Source organism: Streptomyces sp. NBC_00078, from assembly GCF_026343335.1.
GTDB lineage: Bacteria > Actinomycetota > Actinomycetes > Streptomycetales > Streptomycetaceae > Streptomyces.
In genome coordinates this window covers 2248438-2265631 of sequence record NZ_JAPELX010000001.1, presented here as the reverse complement: position 1 = coordinate 2265631, position 17194 = coordinate 2248438, and the positions used below count along the sequence as shown (strand labels likewise).

The following is a 17194-nucleotide window of genomic DNA, read 5'->3' as shown; positions in this document are numbered from 1 at the left end:
AGAAGCGGTGGCCGAAGCGGACATCGCGAGGCGAACATGAGTGACGTTCGCCGGCCGCAACTGAGCGGCAGGACCGTCGTCGTCACCGGCGGCACGCGCGGCGTCGGGGCCGGGATCGCGAAAGCCTTCGCCGAGGCCGGCGCGCGAGTCGTCGCAGTTGCGCGCAGACCGCCCGAAGTGCCCGCCGAGGGTGTCGAGTTCGCCCCGCTGGACCTGCGCGATCCACCCGCCGTACGCGCCCTCTTCGACGCGCTGCCCCGGCTCGACGTCCTCGTCAACAACGCGGGCGGCGGCCCCTACCGGCGGCTGGCCGACGCGGACGCGGAACGGCACGCGCGCGTACTCGAACTGAACCTCGTCGCTCCCCTGACGGCCTCCCTCGCCGCGTACGAGCACCTCAGACGGGCCGGGGGCGCAGTCGTGATGATCGGCAGCGTCAGCGGCAGCCGCCCGTCGCCCGGTTCGGCGGCGTACGGGGCGGCCAAAGCGGGCCTGGAGAACCTCGCCCGGTCGATGGCCGTGGAGTGGGCGCCCCAGGTCCGTGTGAACACCCTCGTCGTCGGCATGGTCCGCACCGAGCTGGCCCACCTCCACTACGGCGGCGAGGACGCCGTCGAGGCGGTCTCCCGCACGGTGCCGCTCGGCCGCCTGGCCACACCCGCCGACGTCGGCGCGGCCGCCGTCTTCCTCGCCTCCGACGCGGCCGCCTACATCAGCGGGGCGAGTCTGCTGGTGCACGGGGGCGGGGAGCGGCCGGCGTTCCTGGACGCGGCAACTGCCAACAAGGAGACGTGAGATGAGCGGAATCTGCGACGGCCGGGTCGTGATCGTCACCGGCGCCGGCCGTGGGCTCGGGCGCGCACACGCGCTCGCGTTCGCGGCGGAGGGCGCGCGGCTGGTGGTCAACGACCTGGGCGTGGGGCTGGACGGGACACCTGGCCCCGACAGCCCGGCCGGCCGGGTCGTGGACGAGATCCGCACGGCAGGCGGCGAGGCGGTCGCCCACGGCGGCGACATCGCCACCACCGACGGCGCGTCCTCCCTGATCACGACGGCCCTCACGACGTACGGCCGGCTCGACACCCTCGTCAACAACGCAGGCTTCCTGCGCGACCGGATGCTCGTCAACCTCGACGAGGACGACTGGGACGCCGTCCTGCGCGTCCACCTGAAAGGCCACTTCCTACCGCTGAGGCACGCCGCAGCGCACTGGCGGGCGCAGGCCAAGGCAGGACGCGTACCGGCGGCCCGGATCGTCAACACCAGCAGCGGAGCCGGGCTGCTGGGATCGGTCGGGCAGGGAAACTACAGCGCCGCGAAGGCCGGCATCGTGGGGCTCACGCTGGTCGCCGCGGCCGAACTCGCCCGCTACGGCGTCCAGGTCAACGCGATCGCGCCCGCGGCCCGGACCCGCATGACGGAAGGCACCTTCGCCGACACGATGACGGCGCCCGTGTCCGGCTTCGACGCGATGGCCCCCGAGAACGTGTCGCCGCTCGTCGTCTGGCTGGGCTCCGCCGCAAGCACCGGTGTGAGCGGGCGGGTCTTCGAATCCGAGGGCGGCCGGATCACGGTCATGGAGGGCTGGCGGCCGGGGCCGAGCGCCGACAAGGGGGCGCGGTGGAGTCCGGGGGAGACGGGGGAGGCGGTCCTGAAGCTGCTGGCGGGGGCCGAGGTGCCGGGGGCGGTGTACGGGGCGTGAGGGGGCGTGCCTGAGGGGCCGTGCCTGAGGGGTGTCCCGCCCCCGCCGCCCCTACCCGTCCCCTCGACGTCTGGCGTCTCGCCCGACGCGTCAACGTCTCGGGCTCGCCACCGGTCAGCACCAGCTCGGCCTTCGGTCGTCCCGTCCTCGCCACCCGGCCATCACGCCCAACCAGTACGGACTTACGCAGCGAATTCCCGACTCAGAACACCAGTAGTCGGGGCGCCCTGGGCGAACCTCACCCCCGGCGACCGACTGCAAGGCTCCATGCCAGGCCCGGTTCCTGCATGAGATCATGCAACTCGGCCTACACAGCCGCGATTTCGAGAGGGACGACCGTGGGAGACCCAAGTACCCAGCCGAAAGTGGACAATCCATACCTGGCCTCCTTGGAGAGCCTCAAAAACAGCCTCAAGACCGAGACCGAGATGCTGAAGAAGCAGCTCGAGACCGCCGCCAAGGACATGGGTAGCAAGAAGGTCTGGGTCGGCAAGGCAGCCAGTAACTGGGCCAAGGATCTCGAGGGGCGACGGTCGCGTATGAAGGTCCTGGTGGAGAAGCTCATTCCGGCGGTGGATGCGGAGATCGCCAAGTGTCCGGAGAAGGTGACCCCGGGCGAGGCCAAGATGATGCGCATGGATCTGCAGGGCTACTGATGCCAGGCGTGTGGTGACAGCGCACGTACCACCAACGGGGAGAGGGACATGGGCGAGTTCTCGGGGATCGACTCCAAGGCGCTGAACGGCATGATCGGCTCAGTCAAGAAGGACAAGGAGCGGTTGCGCGACAGCGTGTCCTGGATCAAGTCGAACTTCGAGCGGCACGGCATCGACACACAACCTTTGACCCAACTCCTCGGCATCTGCGGCTGGCTGGACGACCAGGTACCACTGCTGATCCGCCGCTACCACCTAGCCCTGGCCGTCACCGGCAACGGCAACGGTGGGAAGCCGTATCCGAATGCCCCCAAGGGCACGGCGATGGTAACGATCGACGAGGCCATGGTGGGCCAGAAGGCCGCAGCCGAACGCAACGGAAAGGCGCTGGCGGAGCGGTTCAAGAAGGACTTCCGCGGCAGCAACTCGGCGGAACTCTTCGCCGCCCTGGAGGCGAATGCCGACGACGGTGACTTCGTCAAGGCCTTCTACAGCACCCTCGGACCGGACAAGCTGGTGTGGCTGTCCAACGAGATGGCCGACGATCCCTACGACGACTACTACGACAAGCACCCGGACGCGCTGACCCATGACCGGAATCTCGTCGCCAGGACACTCGGCACGTTCACGCAGGTGGCCTTCGACGGCAAGACCACCAAGGAGAAGCAGGCCAACTGGAGCAAGTGGTTCGACAAGTTCGCCATGGACCCGCAGCGCGGCTTCCGACCGGACCGGCTGATGCCGCTTCTCGCCGGCGGGACGTACGACAAGGACTTCTTGGTCGCACTCGGCGGTCGGGTCTTCTCCAAGGACCAGAAGACCTTCGAGAACGAGTGGATGAACAGCAGCGGGAAGGGCCCCTGGGAGGCCGACCACTACGCACAGTTGTTCAACGCCATCGCCAGCAACCCCGAGGCGTCCGGCGAATGGATGAGCCATGACTACGACACCATCCAGAACATGCTCTACAACCCTGCCGGTACATGGGACAAGTCCCGCTCGGCCGCCCTGGTCAAGGTGCTGCACTCCGCCACCATCGCCCTGCGCCCGACGAACGAGGCTCTCGCCGAGAAGCTGACCGCGCACCTCATGTTCGACAACTACAAGCACATGAACGGTGATGAAAAGGACATCCACCCCATCGAGAGTGTGGACTACTTCTACTCGCAGCTGGTCACTTCGTACTGGAAGGACATGGAGAACGGAATCACCTCTCCCGTCGCCGACAAGTTCTGGATGGGCGATGCGACATCTGGCGGTTTCGCGGAGGAAGCCTCCAAGTGGGATGAGAAGGCATTCCTGAACGGCCAGGACCCGTCCCGCATCGGCCTGGAGGCGGGTGCACCGATGTGGCAGGCGCTGATGAACGAGGCGGCTCGGGACCCACGGGCGGCGGGCGAGCTGAGTGCGCTCTTCGACACATACCGTAAGCAAGTCGACAACAAGCGTGTACACACAGACCGTTCGGACGACCATGCAATCGAGTACCTGGCGATGAAGCGCGGCCTGATGATGAAGGCGTATGGCACGGCCTTCACCTACGCCAAGGGATCCATCGAAGGCGACGCCAAGGCGTGGGCGGACAGCGTGAACGAGTTCCGCAAGAAGCTGATCGAGACGGCATTCGACGGGGCGAAGGCGGCCGCGACGGGCGGCACCACTGCCGTCGCCGACATGGGCAAGGAACAGCTCACCGGGCTCGGCGACTCCGCGCAGGGCCTGCTCACGGACTGGCTGGCAGAACAGGTGAGCGTCAAGCCCGAGGAGGCGCCGGGCGGGCTTGCGGACAAGTACAAGAGCCTGTCAGAGGCCGAGTTGGACACGTCGTGGCGCGATGCTTACCAGAGACTCGCGAACAATCAGCTTGCCGGGGACTCGGGCAGCGGTGTGAAACCCGGGTTCGACCCCACTCTCACCAAACCGGTCACTGTCGGGCCGCACGGCAAGGACGGCACGACGTACACAGGCGACCCGAAGAACTACATCAAGAGCCCAGCCGGCAACTTCCTGACTTCTGTGGGGCAAGTGATGGACCCGAACAAGATGAGCCCGCGGCAACTGAACGCGTACTCACGGTGGCTTCAAGACTACGCCGTGGTCACCAAAGTGCAGCGCGACGGTTTCCAGGCATCTCAGGAGTTCCAGAACATCCCAGACTGATGCTCACTGCGACGGTGCGATTTTCAGGGCGTTGATGAAGGTTCGGAGATAGGCGGGTGCTTCGGCGGATACGATCTCGCGGTGGTTGAGCATGGGAGCCAAGGTGACGTCGGTAGTGTTGTTGTGCCAACCGCACGTGGTGAATGTGACCGCACCGGTGGTGATGTCCGCGCACCGAATCTTTCCGCCGACGGCACCCGCCGGATACGTCTTGACCCGTCGCGGATCGATCGCCGAATTGTAGACCGAGCGAAGTTCGTCGTTCGGTCCCGCCGGTTCGAGGGTGGCATGCGGCCAGTATTGGGCACGGATTATCAACGCCTTCCCACCCGGAGCTCGATAAGTCAGGTTGACCCGCCCCTTGGTGATATCAGTATTGACCGAGTCTGAGCCGATTTCGGTCCATTCAGTATCGTGAGGCGCAGCCTCCTTATACCCCGCGAACGCGGTCGGCAGCACCGGTGCATGCTGTGCGGAGTCATCGCTGCCACCCCTCGTGGCCAACCATGTACCACCACCGACGAGCAGGGCGGCGACGACCACTGCACCTCCAACGATTAGCCACCTCCGGCGGCGCTGATGCTCGGCATCGGGCAATGACCGGTTGAGAAGGGATTGCGCCTTGGCATCGTCACTGAACGAGGAGTCGGTCATGTGTGTTCCTGTAAGTGATGAGGGCTCAGGATGTGTGCTCAGCGAAGAGGCTTGGTTGCCCAGCCCGGGGGCAGGCCCTGACTGCATGGGGGGATTCGGTCGATCGTACAGGCGTACGCCGTTGCTCAGGAGCCTGGTCAGGCGAAGAGGGCATAGGGGAAGGTCAGGGGGCTCCGACCCGAGCACAAGCGGGCCTCGCGCCCTCACGCAGTCAGCGGTTGACGGCCTGGATCTCCTGGACCACGACGTCCTGGGTGGCGCCGAAGGTGCCGTCGGGCAGGTCGCCACCCGCTCCCCCGGAGCCCGTCCAGTTGATCTTCCAGGTGACGGTGGCCTTGAGCGAGTAGGTGCCATCGCCCGACGAGTGCAGGTACTTCACTCCGCACAGCGGGGCCTCGTTGGCCTTGCCCTTGGCGTAGGGCTCGCCGATGGAACCATCGGCGTTGAGCTGGCACTCGCCGGAAGCAGGGTAGGTGATGGCGTCGTCAGTGCCCGGGTCGATCTTCAGCGACACCGGCTCGGCGGTCGCCGTGGCGTAGGTGCCCAGCAAGGGGGACTCTCGCCGTCACTGATACCGGCTTGAACTTGGCCGCATCAAGCCACGCCCAAGTCGGCAGGTTGACCTTCGTCGCGCCGGCCGGGGCAAGCTTCACAGTCGTCGACGGCACCCGGGTCTCCGCGTATGCCAGTTCAGCAAGCACTTTGGGGGTGACGGCCTGTGGAGCGTCGGCAGGCGGATCGTCGCCCTTGTCGACCCAGAAGATCGACTTGTCACACTTCAGAGACGCCGGGTCGCCTTCTCGTCCCGGTGTGACATGCGAGTCCCACCAGTAACCCTTGTCGGCGTTCTCTTTGTTGAAGTCCTTGTAGGGATGGCCGTTGACGTAGTAATCGCGCTGCTTGGCGTCCCATTCGTAGCCTGTTGACTCTTGCGCCCAGATCGGTTCCAAGTACGCCTTGAGATCGGCGGGGGTATAGGTCGGGGAGTAGTAGCAGGCCGGCGGCGTCCACGTGGTGGTCGAGGCAACCGGGCCTGCTGATTGACCGGAGCCGTTCTTGGAGCGGTCGAAAACGACCGATCCGGCTCCGACCGCAACCTTGTCCCCGCTGGTGTCGGCCACCACATCGGTGTCGGTCTCATGGCTTCCGTCCCCAGGGGTGATGCCTGCCCAAGCGCTCGATGCATTCAGCGTGACGAGAGCCGCAGCGAGGACGAGGACACCGAGTGCTCGTTTCGCTTTCACTTCAGGCACTGCTTCGCTCCCGCCGTTGAAATGATGCGCGAGGTCTGCCAGACCCCAGCTTCGTTCTTCTCCAACCGGGTGTTGTAAAGGATGAAGTCATCGTCGGAAGGAGCAGTGACCTTGGCCTTGTTGGTCTCGAGGTCCTTGGCGTACCCCTTGCTCTCGTCGGAGCAGAACACGACCGAGGCTGCCTTGCTGCCGTCGAGTGTCACCGTCCGGTCGTAGTACCGGATCGCGCCCGTCATGCCGAGGTTGGCCTTTTTGAACTTCCCCACCCAGGTCACGGCAGCTTGCAGCGCCCTGCCGGTGTCGTAGAAGTTCAGTGCCTGTTCCTTGGGGTCCGTCCCTGCAATTGCCGCATTGACAGCACGCATGCGTTCAGCGCTGTCAGCGAGTACGGCGTCCTTGACGGAGTCGCCCGTCTTCCCGCCCTCGAACGCCATGGTGAGGTCCGACGGCAGTTTGATCTCGGGGCGACCGGCAACCGTCGAAGTGGACGCACTCGGCGAGGCCGTTGCCGACGAGTCGTTGCCGGCGTCCGCCCCTGCGATCTTGTCGTTGCCCTTGGAGCTGTCATCACCGCTCCCGCAGGCGGACAGCGACAGGGCCGCGACAGTGGTCAGCGCGGCGGCTGCGAGCACGGTGGAGCGGCGGTTCACGGATGACTCCCGGTGAGGCGAGGGTTTCACGAGTGTGCCAACGCTATCGGCGGGATTTGGGTGACACCAGGCGGCTTTTACGTCAAGGCCGGCCGCCCAACCGGGTCAAATCGGGCAAAGGTCACCGTGAGTAACCGTGAACTGAGGTGTCGCATGGTCACTGTTTCGTAACGCAACGAAGTCTGTGAACATGGCTGCGCCTCCGAACACGAACCCCAGGAGTCCTGGATGGAAGCACATCCCGTACCCGAACCACGGCAGGTACGCCCTCGGAGCCGAGCGGGAGCGCTACGCGAAGATCGCCGCTGAGAGGTACGCCGCCGGTGCTTCCATCCACGAGATCGCCGACGAACTGGGCCGCAGTCGCAGCTTCGTGAACGGCCTGCTGCATCGCGACACGGACGTAGAGGTCCGACCGCGCAGCGTACCCAGGCGGCTGGTTTCGGGCACCTGATGGCGGTCAGGTCGCGCCCTGCGGTGAAGGTGCGGTGGTGGGCGAGCGACACAAAGTGCTGGTGGCTCTCGTCAAGGCGTCTGAGGAGAGCCACCGTTGCCGCGACTACTGGTGTTCTGAGTCGGGAATTCGCTGTGTAAATCCGTACTGGTTGGGCGTCGTGGCCGGGTGGCGAGGACGGAGCGACCGAAGGCGGAGCTGGTGCTGACCGGTGGCGAGCGCGAGACGTTGACGTGTTGGGCGAGGCGCCGGGCGCCCTTCCGGGCGCTGGCTCTGCGGTGCCGGATCGTGTTGGAGAGCGCAACGGGCGCTTCGAACAAGGATGTTGCGGACCGGCTGGGCGTTGAGGCGCACACGCTGAGCCGGTGGCGGGCCCGTTTCGTCCAGGAGCGGCTGGAGTGCCGAAGACGGCGGACGAAATCCTCGAACGCCTCGCCGGATATCTGAACCGATTTCCCGACTCAGGACACTAGGTGTCGCACTCCAGCACCGTCCTGCACAGCGCACACCGCGCGCGGACGCGCCCCCGTACCGGCACCCTGATGCGCTGATGGCAGGTGGGGCAGGGGAACGACACCCGCAGCGGGCCGCGGCCGTCGGGGGTGAAGGTGTACGGGGTTCCCGGGCGGGCGGACGCCGGGGCGTGGGTGTCCTGGGCGTGGCGGCGGTCGCGGGCGTAGCGGCGGCGGCCCGCCCAGCCGGCCGCCGTCAGCGGGGGCTGCTGTTCGTCGTGGCGGGCCTGCGCCATGCCGCGGGTGTAGGCCTCGTAGGCCTGGGGGCTGGTGAACCAGACGGACGGGTCCTCGTCGAAGACCAGCGCTCGCTTCGCCAGGACGTAGCCGAACTCCTCGGGTGTCAGATAGCCGAGCTTCTGGGAGGACGCCGAGTCCTCCCGATAGGCGTCCAGCAGCAGCCAGCCCGCCCCCAGGTATGTCGTCGCCGTGTCCGTGAGTATCTCGTTGTCGCGGGTGCCCGGGAAGGACAGGTCCAGGCGGTGCAGATAGACATGCATGACCTCGTGGGCCAGGGCGGCGCCGATGTCGCGGCGGTGGGTGCGGAAGCGGTCGTTCAGTTCGACGAAGTACTCGGGGCCCGCGGCGAGTTCGACGTTCGCCGCATGCTGCATCTCGCGGAAGCCGACGATCATGCGGGCGTCCGGAAGGCGGTAGTGCCGGACGAGTTCGCGGGCCACCCGCTGCGTACCCAGATAGAGATCGTCCGTGTCGCCGAACGCCACGTCGGCGGGCGCCACGCTGCTCGAGAACGTCTGGATGGTGTCGTACGACAACCGCTTGTAGAGCGCGGTGATGGCGGCCCGCACCGTCTCCAGGTGTGGGTAGCCGTGCTCGACCGGTCCGCCGTTCGCCACGCCTGAACCCCCAAGACGCCCTGAACCCGACTCCACTCTACGGGGACGCGAGCGGATTTGCCCTGGCCGGGTCCCGGGACGAGCTGCGCGCCGGCTCCGTACACGCCGGCGCCCACGCTCTCGACGGTCGGACAGGATGCTCTCGACGGGTCCTACGGGTCCTACGGGTCCTACGGGTCCTACGGGTCCTACGGGTCCTACGGGTCCGACGGGTCCGACAGGTCCGACAGTCCGCAGGAAAACGGTGCCCGTCCCGGCCGTGGCCGACTCCTCGAACTCCAGCACCACCGATGATCGAACTCCCGCACGCCACGTAGGGTGGATGCCCATGACCACCAGCAACACCGGCACCAGTGACGTGGACCCCGCCGTCCGCGCCGAACTCGCCCGGCTGCGCGACAGCATCGACAACATCGACGCGGCCGTCATCCACATGCTCGCCGAGCGGTTCAAGGCCACCCAGCAGGTCGGCCACCTCAAGGCCGCACACCGGCTGCCGCCTGCCGACCCGGCCCGCGAGGCCCGCCAGATCGAGCGCCTGCGCTCCCTCGCCGAGAGCGCCAAGCTGGACCCGGCGTTCGCTGAGAAGTTCCTGAACTTCATCATCGCGGAAGTGATCCGCCACCACGAACGCATCGCGGGCGACGCGGTGAACGGCTCCACGCAGGCGGCCAATTGACCTCGCCGGATACCACGGGGGGCGTGACAGGAGGGCCTTCAGGGGGCATGCTGCGCTGTGCACTCCTTGTCAGCTGACGAGCACGCCACGTCAGCACCTCGACATAAGCTGGTTGTCCACGCGGGAGGGACGACGGGCCATGCCGGAAGCCAAGATCCTCATCGTGGACGACCACGAGGACACCCTGTACGCCCTGGAGAGCGCCCTGGCCCCGCTGGGCTATCTGCTGGGCCGCGCCACGAACGGCGACGAGGCCCTCAAGCAGGTGCTCCGCGGACAGGTCGGCCTGCTGCTGCTGGACGTCCGCATGCCCGGCGTCAGCGGCCTGGACGTGGTCCGCTACATGCGCCGCGTGGAACAGACCCAGCACATACCGGTCATCCTGCTCACCGGCTTCGGCGTAGACCACGTACTGACCTCCGCGGCCTTCGGGCTCGGCGTCGCCGACCTCGTCATGAAGCCCATCGACCCCTGGGCGCTGCGCACCAAAGTGCGCTACCTCTACGACGCCCACCGCCGCTACCTCGACCTGGCGCAGGAGGCCCGCGACCTGCGTGCCCTGGTCAAGGACCACGCCGGGGCCACGGAGCACGCCCCCCGCACGCCCGCACCCGCCCCCGGCGCACCCGCCCTGCCCCACCCGGACACCCACGTCCCGCTCCAGCGCGCGAGCGAGGCCCTGGGCGGGGAGCTCGAAGGGGACCGCACATAGGCGACCGCACAGGGGCCCGTACCGGCGCGTACCGGTCCGCCCCTGTGCCTTGTCAGTGCCATCGGGCAGCATTGCCTGCATGTCCGTACTGACGCGCGACGAAGCGCAGACCCGTGCCAAGCTCCTCGACGTCCACCGGTACACGGTCGACCTCGATCTGACCACCGGCGACGAGACCTTCGACTCCCGGACGGTCATCCGCTTCACCACGCGCACGGACGCCGGCACCTTCGTCGAGGTCAAGCCCGCACAGCTGCGCTCCGCCACCCTCGACGGGCAGCCCCTCGACCCGGAGACCCTGGACGGCAACAGGCTGCCCCTGAAGAACCTCACCGCCGGCGAACACGAGCTGCGCATCGAGGCCGCCATGCGCTACTCCCGCACCGGCGAGGGCATGCACCGCTTCACCGACCCCACCGACGGCGAGACGTACCTCTACACACAGCTGTTCATGGAGGACGTCCAGCGCGTCTTCGCCGCCTTCGACCAGCCCGACCTCAAGGCCGTCTTCGAGCTGACCGTCAGGGCCCCCGAAACCTGGACCGTCCTGGCCAACGGCACCACCGAACACCTCGGCGAGGGCCGCTGGCAGGCCGCTCCCACCCCCCTGATCTCCACGTACCTCGTCGCAGTCGCCGCAGGCCCCTGGCACTCCGTGCGCACCGAGCACCGCGACCTGCCCTTCGGCCTGCACTGCCGCCGCTCCCTGGCCCCCCACCTCGACGCGGACGCCGACGAACTCTTCGAGATCACCCGGCAGTGCTACGACCGCTACCACGAGAAGTTCGAGGAGCCCTACCCCTTCGACTCCTACGACCAGGCGTTCGTGCCCGAGTTCAACGCCGGCGCCATGGAGAACCCGGGCCTGGTCACCTTCCGCGACGAGTTCGTCTACCGCTCCGCCGTCACCGACACCGAGCGCCAGACCCGCGCCATGGTCATCGCCCACGAGATGGCCCACATGTGGTTCGGCGACCTGGTCACCCTGCGCTGGTGGGACGACATCTGGCTGAACGAGTCCTTCGCCGAATACATGGGATACCAGACCCTCACCGAAGCCACCCGCTTCACCGACACCTGGACCGACTTCGGTGTCGCCCGCAAGGCCTGGGGCTACGACGCCGACCAGCGCCCGTCCACGCACCCCGTAGCCCCCGAGAACGTCGACGACACGGCCTCCGCCCTCCTCAACTTCGACGGCATCTCCTACGCCAAGGGCGCCTCCGCACTACGCCAACTCGTGGCCTGGCTCGGCGAGAAGGACTTCCTCGCCGGCATCAACACCCACATCGCCCGCCACAAGTTCGCCAACGCCACCCTCGCCGACTTCATCGACTCCCTCGCCTCCGCCACCGAGCGCGACGTGCACGCCTGGGCCGACGCCTGGCTGCGCACCACCGGCGTCGACACGCTCGGCGCGCTCATCACCCCCGGCGACGAGGGCACATGCACCCTGCGGGTCGAACACACCGGCAGCCGCCCGCACCGCATCGCCGTCGGCCTCTACGACCAGGACATCACCGACGAGGGCCGCCACCTCACCCTGCGCGAACGCCTCGACCTCGACGTCCCGCAGACCACACCCCAGCCCCTGGGCAAGCGCCCCGCCCTGCTCCTCCTCAACGACGGCGACCTCACGTACGCAAAGATCCGCTTCGACCCCGAGTCCTTCGAAGCGGTCCGCACCAGCCTCTCCGGCCTCCCCGACCCCCTCACCCGGGCCGTCGTCTGGAACGCCCTGCGCGACGCGGTCCGCGACGGCCAACTCCCGCCCACCGCCTACCTCGACACGGCCCGCACCCACCTCCCGCACGAGACCGACCTCGCCCTCGTCCAGGGCGTCCTCGCCTTCGCCGCCACCCACATCGTCGACCGCTACCTCACCCCCGAGCAGCGCCCCGCCGCCCTGGCGACCCTCTCCTCCCTCTGCCGCGACCTCATCCGCCGCACCGAGGACGGCGACAACCCCGGCCTGCGCCTGATCGCCGTACGCCACAGCATCGACGTCGCCGCACACCCCGACACCATCGCCGCCTGGCTCGCCGACGGCACCGTCCCCGGCGGCCCGGAGCTGGACCCCGAACTGCGCTGGAGGGTCCTCGCCCGGCTCGCCGTTCTCGGCGCCACCGACGAGGCGGCCATCGCCGCCGAACTGGACCGCGACCCCTCCGCCACCGGCCAGGAGGGCGCCGCCCGCTGCCGCGCCGCCCTGCCCGACGAGCACGCCAAGGCGAAGGCCTGGGAGGCCATGTTCGGGGGCGACGACCTCTCCAACTACCTCTTCGTCGCCACCGCCCAGGGCTTCTGGCAGCCCGAACAGACCGACCTGGTACGGCAGTACGTGCCGCGCTACTACGGCGACGCCGTGACCGTCGCCGCCCGCCGCGGCCCCGCCATCGCCGACGCCGCCGGCCGCTGGGCCTTCCCGGCGCACGCCGTCGACCCCGAGACACTCCGCCTGGGCGAGGCCTGCCTGAGCGACGCCAACCCGATCCCGTCCCTGCGCCGCAAACTCGCCGACCAACTCGACGACCTGGGACGGGCGTTGCAGGTCAGGGAGACGGAGGGAGAGGGCTAGGGAGGGCGGGCACGGGAAGCTGAGGCCGAGCGCCCGGACGGGCACTTTCAGCAGCATCCGAGGGCGCAGCCCCCGGCCACCGGCACGCCCGCCCTAGCCCCGCACGGGCACCACAGGGACACCCTTTCGGGTTCCGATCGTTGAACTTTTCGGGCACGCGCACGCATCCGCGTACAAGCTGGAACTCCCTCTGCCTGCGCGCCCGGGAGGAACCCATGAGCACACCGAGCCTCGCCTCGGGCCCCGAAGGCCTCCGCGCCCTGCGACCGCTCCTCGACACCGTGCTCGACGCCCTGAACGCGGGCGCACGCGCCCGCGGCGGACCCCTGCCCGCCGGCGGACCGGACGCGGTCGCCACGCGGGTGCGGGCCGCCGCCGGAGACGTTCTGCCGCAGGACGGCGACCCGGACGCCCTGCGCGCCCTGGTGCACGCCCTCGCCGAAGGCGCCGCCGACCCCGCCGACCCCCTCTGCGCAGCCCACCTGCACTGCCCGCCCCTCGCCGTCGCCACCGCCGCCGACCTCGCCGCCAGTGTCCTCAACCCGTCCCTCGACTCCTGGGACCAGGCACCGGCCGCCTCCGAACTCGAAGCCCTCGTCACCCGCGCACTGGCGAGAGAGGCCGGCGCCTCCGACGCCCTCGTCACCACCGGCGGCACCGAATCCAACCAACTCGCCCTGCTCCTGGCGCGCGAGGCACACGGCACCGGCGTCCGCCTCGTCTGCGGCGCCAACGCCCACCACTCCCTGCCCCGCGCCGCCTGGCTCCTCGGCCTGCCCGACCCCGTGATCGTCCCCGCCCCCGCCGGCACCCTCGACCCCGCAGCCCTCGACGAGGCCCTCACCCACCTCCCCGGCCCCCACGGCTCCGTCGTAGTAGCGGCCACCGCAGGCACCACCGACGCCGGACTCATCGATCCCCTCCCCGAGATCGCCGCCCTGTGCACCGCCCACCACGCCCGCCTGCACATCGACGCCGCCTACGGCGGAGGCCTCCTCTTCAGCGACCGCCACCGCGGAAAGCTCGCCGGCCTGGACCGCGCCCACACCATCACGCTCGATCTGCACAAACTCGGCTGGCAACCCGTCGCCGCGGGCATCCTCGCGGTCCGCCATCCCCGCGACCTCGCCGCCCTCACACAGCACACCGACTACCTCAACGCCGACGACGACACCGCCTCAGGCATCCCCGACCTCCTCGGCCGCTCCGTGCGCACCACCCGCCGCCCCGACATCCTCAAGATCGCCGTCACCCTCAAGACCCTCGGCCGCACCGGCCTCGGCGCCCTCGTCGACCAAGTCTGCGACCGGGCCCAGGAGTTCGCCGCCCTCGTCCACGAGCACCCCGGCTTCGAACTCCACGACCGGCCCACCATCAGCACAGTCCTGTTCCGGCCCGCGCACACCACCGACGACGCCATCGCCGCCGTACGCCGAGAACTCCTCCACCAGGGCCGCGCCGTCCTCGGCCGGGCCCGCCTCGACGGCCGCCTCTGGCTCAAGGCCACCCTCCTCAACCCCCACACCCGCCCCGACGACCTGGCCACCCTCCTCACCCTCGTCGAAAAGGCCACCGAACATCACGCCGGACAGGCCGTCGGAGAACCCGCCGAAAGACTCGCGGAAGGACACATCCCCCGATGAGCACCACCCCCCACACCCAGCCCCACCCCCCACACCGCGAGCCCGACGCACCCCGCGACCTCGTCGGCATCGGCATCGGCCCCTTCAACCTCTCGCTCGCCGCCCTCGCCCACCCCCTCACCGAACTCGACACCGCCTTCTACGAACAGCGCCCCACCTTCGACTGGCACTCCGGCCTCCTCATCGACGGAGCCCGCATCCAAGTCCCCTTCCTCGCCGACCTGGTGACACTCGCCGACCCCGCCAGCCGGTGGACCTTCCTCAACCACCTCAAGGCCCGCGACCGCCTCTTCCCCTTCTACTTCGCCGAGCGCTTCCACATCCAGCGCGCCGAATACGACGCCTACTGCCGCTGGGTCGCCGCAAGCCTCCCCGGACTCCACTTCGGCCACCAGGTCGACGCCGTCCGCTGGAACCCCGAACGCGACGTCTTCGAAGTCGACTTCACCCAGCTCGACACCGACGGCGAAGCCGAAGCACTCGGCCGTACCTACACGAGGAACATCGTCCTCGGCATCGGCACCGAGCCCTACGTCCCCGACCCCCTCAAACCGCTCGTCGAAGCACCGGCCGTCCCCGTCGTCCACGCCGCCGACTACCTCACCCACCGCGACACCCTCCTCGCCGCCGACCACGTCACCGTCATCGGCTCGGGACAATCGGGCGCCGAGATCTTCCTCGACCTGCTCCGTGCCCGACCCGCAGGCCGCGAAAAACTCCACTGGCTCGGCCGCACCGAGGCCTTCGCCCCCATGGAGTACTCCAAACTCGGCCTCGAACACTTCACCCCCGACTACACCCGCTACTTCCAGACCCTCCCCGAAGGCGTCCGCGACCGCCTCGTCACCAGCCAGTGGCAGCTCCACAAGGGCATCGACACCGACACCATCGCCGCCATCCACGACGAGCTCTACCACCGCACCCTGCACTGCGGCTGGCCCGACGTCGTCCTCACCCCCGGCGTCCAGGTCCGCACCGCGGGCCGCATCGCCACCAGCAAAGTCGAACTCCACCTGGAACACCTGCAACAGGACACCCGCTCCCGGCTCACCACCGACGCCGTAGTCCTCGCCACCGGCTACCGCGAACGCCCGCTCGACCGCATCCTCGCCGGCCTCGACCCCTACCTGCGCCGCGACAGCAGCGCACGCCCCCGCGTCGACGAACACTTCCGCCTCGCCCTCGACCCCTCCATCAGCGGCTCCGACTGCCACATCTACGTCCAGAACGCCGAACGCCACACCCACGGCGTCGGCACCCCCGACCTGGGCCTCGCCGCCTGGCGCAGCGCCACCATCCTCAACTCCCTCACCGGAAAAGAGACCTACCCACTCCCCACCCGAACCGCCTTCACCACCTTCGGACTCGACCAGCAGTCACAGCCGCGCATCCCGCACGCACGACACGCCCAGGTGCTCACACCGCTCGTCGACAAAACACCGGAACGCCGAAGCTGAAAAAACCCGAACGCCGGGAAGAACCCCGACGGCCCAGACGTTGGCCCCGCCATGACCACCACCTGGATCGCAGCCCACCGCGCCGCCGTCATCAACCCCCACGAGACCTTCCACCTCTTCGAACCCCGCTCCTTCACCGACCAGACCCTCAGGCAGTCCCTGCGCCTGGCCGGAGGAGGTGAAGCACTGAGAGTGCGGCTCAGCAACCGCTACGGCAAGGAACCCCTCGAACTCGGCGGCGCCCACCTCGCCGTACGCACCAGAGGCAGCCGCATCGACCCCACCAGCGACACACCCCTGCACTTCTCCGGCGCCAAGACAGTCAGCCTGCCCGTCGGCGAGGAAATCGTCAGCGACCCGGTCGAACTACCCGTGAGCGCAGGCGAAGAACTCACCATCAGCCTCTACCTGCCGGGCGACACAGGACTCACCACCTACACGGCGACTCCCTACGACATCGGACACGCCGTCAGCGGCAACCACCTCTCCGACGAACTCCTCGACGAATCCGAGGAGCTGCCCCTCGGCCACTTCCTCACAGGCGTCGACGTCCTCGCCCCCGAAACCACCCGCATCGCCGTAGCCTTCGGCGACTCCTGGATCGAAGGCGCGGCCACCACCCCCGGCACCGACAACAGCTTCCCCTCCCAGCTCGGCCGCCGCCTCGACCGCGGCTGGATCGTCAACCAGGGCATCTCCGGCAACCGCCTGCTCACCGACGAGATCGGCGACCACCTGCTGTCCCGCATCGACCACGACGTCCTCGACGTACCCGGCGTCAGCCACGTCCTCGTCCACGTCGGCCTCAACGACCTCGGCCTGCCCGGCGCCATCGCGGACCCCGAACCCGGCCAACTCCCCACCGCCGACGACCTGATCACCGGCCTCACCACCCTGGCCGACCGCCTGCACTCCGCCGGCCTCACCGTCATCGGCAGCACCATCGGCCCCTACGCCGGCACCATCTACCCCGGCTACGACACCGAGGAGGGCCAGGCCGTACGCCACCGGGTCAACACCTGGCTCCTCGGCGACGACCACCCCTTCGACGCTGTCGCCGACATCGCCACCGCCGTCGCGGACCCCGGCCAACCCACCAGAATCCGCGACGAGTTCAACAGCGGCGACGGACTCCACGTCAACGACGCCGGCGCGAAAGCCATCGCCGACGCCATCGACGTAACCCTGCTGAACCTCTAGAGGACTGCCGCCAGAACACCGCGGCCA

At 68.6% G+C, this 17194-nt stretch carries 15 protein-coding genes and 1 pseudogene; 12 read left to right on the top strand and 4 right to left on the bottom strand.

Features of this window, described 5'->3' with window-relative positions:
- Positions 1–36: 36 nt before the first annotated feature.
- The 4 genes from OOK07_RS10615 (at position 37) to OOK07_RS10600 (ending at position 4518) form a co-directional block, all read left to right on the top strand.
- The gene (locus OOK07_RS10615) at positions 37–795 is read left to right on the top strand and encodes an SDR family oxidoreductase (RefSeq protein WP_266679076.1); all 759 of its coding nucleotides are present in this window, start codon (positions 37–39) and stop codon (positions 793–795) included.
- Position 796: 1 nt separating this feature from the next.
- A complete protein-coding gene (locus OOK07_RS10610) occupies positions 797–1702 on the top strand; it encodes an SDR family oxidoreductase (protein WP_266796091.1) in 906 nt (301 codons plus the stop codon).
- A 365-nt stretch (positions 1703–2067) separates the two neighbouring features.
- Positions 2068–2358 carry a hypothetical protein gene (locus tag OOK07_RS10605; protein ID WP_266796089.1) on the top strand — a complete coding sequence of 97 codons (291 nt, stop codon included), beginning with the start codon at positions 2068–2070 and terminating at the stop codon, positions 2356–2358.
- Between the two features lie 48 nt (positions 2359–2406).
- The gene (locus tag OOK07_RS10600; protein WP_266796087.1) at positions 2407–4518 is read left to right on the top strand and encodes a hypothetical protein; all 2112 of its coding nucleotides are present in this window, start codon (positions 2407–2409) and stop codon (positions 4516–4518) included.
- A gap of 3 nt (positions 4519–4521) precedes the next feature.
- Here OOK07_RS10600 and OOK07_RS10595 read toward each other — a convergent pair whose 3' ends face one another.
- From OOK07_RS10595 to OOK07_RS10585, 3 genes and pseudogenes are all read right to left on the bottom strand, one after another.
- The gene (locus tag OOK07_RS10595; RefSeq protein WP_266512511.1) at positions 4522–5172 is read right to left on the bottom strand and encodes a hypothetical protein; all 651 of its coding nucleotides are present in this window, start codon (positions 5170–5172) and stop codon (positions 4522–4524) included.
- 211 nt (positions 5173–5383) lie between these two features.
- Positions 5384–6416, bottom strand: a pseudogene (locus OOK07_RS10590) (hypothetical protein).
- A complete protein-coding gene (locus OOK07_RS10585) occupies positions 6413–7075 on the bottom strand; it encodes a hypothetical protein (RefSeq protein ID WP_266796085.1) in 663 nt (220 codons plus the stop codon). Before OOK07_RS10585 ends, OOK07_RS10590 begins: the two are co-directional and overlap by 4 nt.
- 190 nt (positions 7076–7265) lie before the next feature.
- Between OOK07_RS10585 and OOK07_RS10580 the strand changes: the two genes are divergently transcribed.
- Positions 7266–7529 (top strand): helix-turn-helix domain-containing protein, encoded by a 264-nt coding sequence (locus tag OOK07_RS10580; protein ID WP_266679066.1) that lies wholly within the window; start codon positions 7266–7268, stop codon positions 7527–7529.
- Between the two features lie 168 nt (positions 7530–7697).
- Positions 7698–7976 carry a helix-turn-helix domain-containing protein gene (locus tag OOK07_RS10575; protein ID WP_323178077.1) on the top strand — a complete coding sequence of 93 codons (279 nt, stop codon included), beginning with the start codon at positions 7698–7700 and terminating at the stop codon, positions 7974–7976.
- A 22-nt stretch (positions 7977–7998) separates the two neighbouring features.
- On the opposite strand, the gene OOK07_RS10570 is transcribed toward OOK07_RS10575, so the two are convergent.
- Positions 7999–8898, bottom strand: a complete 900-nt coding sequence (locus tag OOK07_RS10570; protein WP_266679062.1) for a hypothetical protein — start codon at positions 8896–8898, stop codon at positions 7999–8001.
- Between the two features lie 328 nt (positions 8899–9226).
- Between OOK07_RS10570 and OOK07_RS10565 the strand changes: the two genes are divergently transcribed.
- The 6 genes from OOK07_RS10565 (at position 9227) to OOK07_RS10540 (ending at position 17167) form a co-directional block, all read left to right on the top strand.
- Positions 9227–9577 (top strand): chorismate mutase, encoded by a 351-nt coding sequence (locus tag OOK07_RS10565; RefSeq protein WP_266679060.1) that lies wholly within the window; start codon positions 9227–9229, stop codon positions 9575–9577.
- 139 nt (positions 9578–9716) lie between these two features.
- Positions 9717–10289 (top strand): response regulator, encoded by a 573-nt coding sequence (locus OOK07_RS10560; RefSeq protein WP_266679058.1) that lies wholly within the window; start codon positions 9717–9719, stop codon positions 10287–10289.
- 79 nt (positions 10290–10368) lie between these two features.
- Positions 10369–12867 carry an aminopeptidase N gene (pepN, locus tag OOK07_RS10555; RefSeq protein WP_266796083.1) on the top strand — a complete coding sequence of 833 codons (2499 nt, stop codon included), beginning with the start codon at positions 10369–10371 and terminating at the stop codon, positions 12865–12867.
- A 215-nt stretch (positions 12868–13082) separates the two neighbouring features.
- Entirely contained in the window at positions 13083–14510 is a 1428-nt protein-coding gene (locus tag OOK07_RS10550) for a pyridoxal phosphate-dependent decarboxylase family protein (protein WP_266796081.1), read from the top strand.
- Complete coding sequence (locus OOK07_RS10545; protein WP_266796079.1) at positions 14507–15967, top strand: lysine N(6)-hydroxylase/L-ornithine N(5)-oxygenase family protein; 1461 nt, start codon at positions 14507–14509, stop codon at positions 15965–15967. Before OOK07_RS10550 ends, OOK07_RS10545 begins: the two co-directional genes overlap by 4 nt.
- Positions 15968–16018: 51 nt before the next feature.
- Positions 16019–17167: a GDSL-type esterase/lipase family protein gene (locus OOK07_RS10540; RefSeq protein ID WP_266796077.1), complete on the top strand. Its 1149-nt coding sequence runs from the start codon at positions 16019–16021 to the stop codon at positions 17165–17167.
- Positions 17168–17194 lie beyond the last annotated feature (27 nt).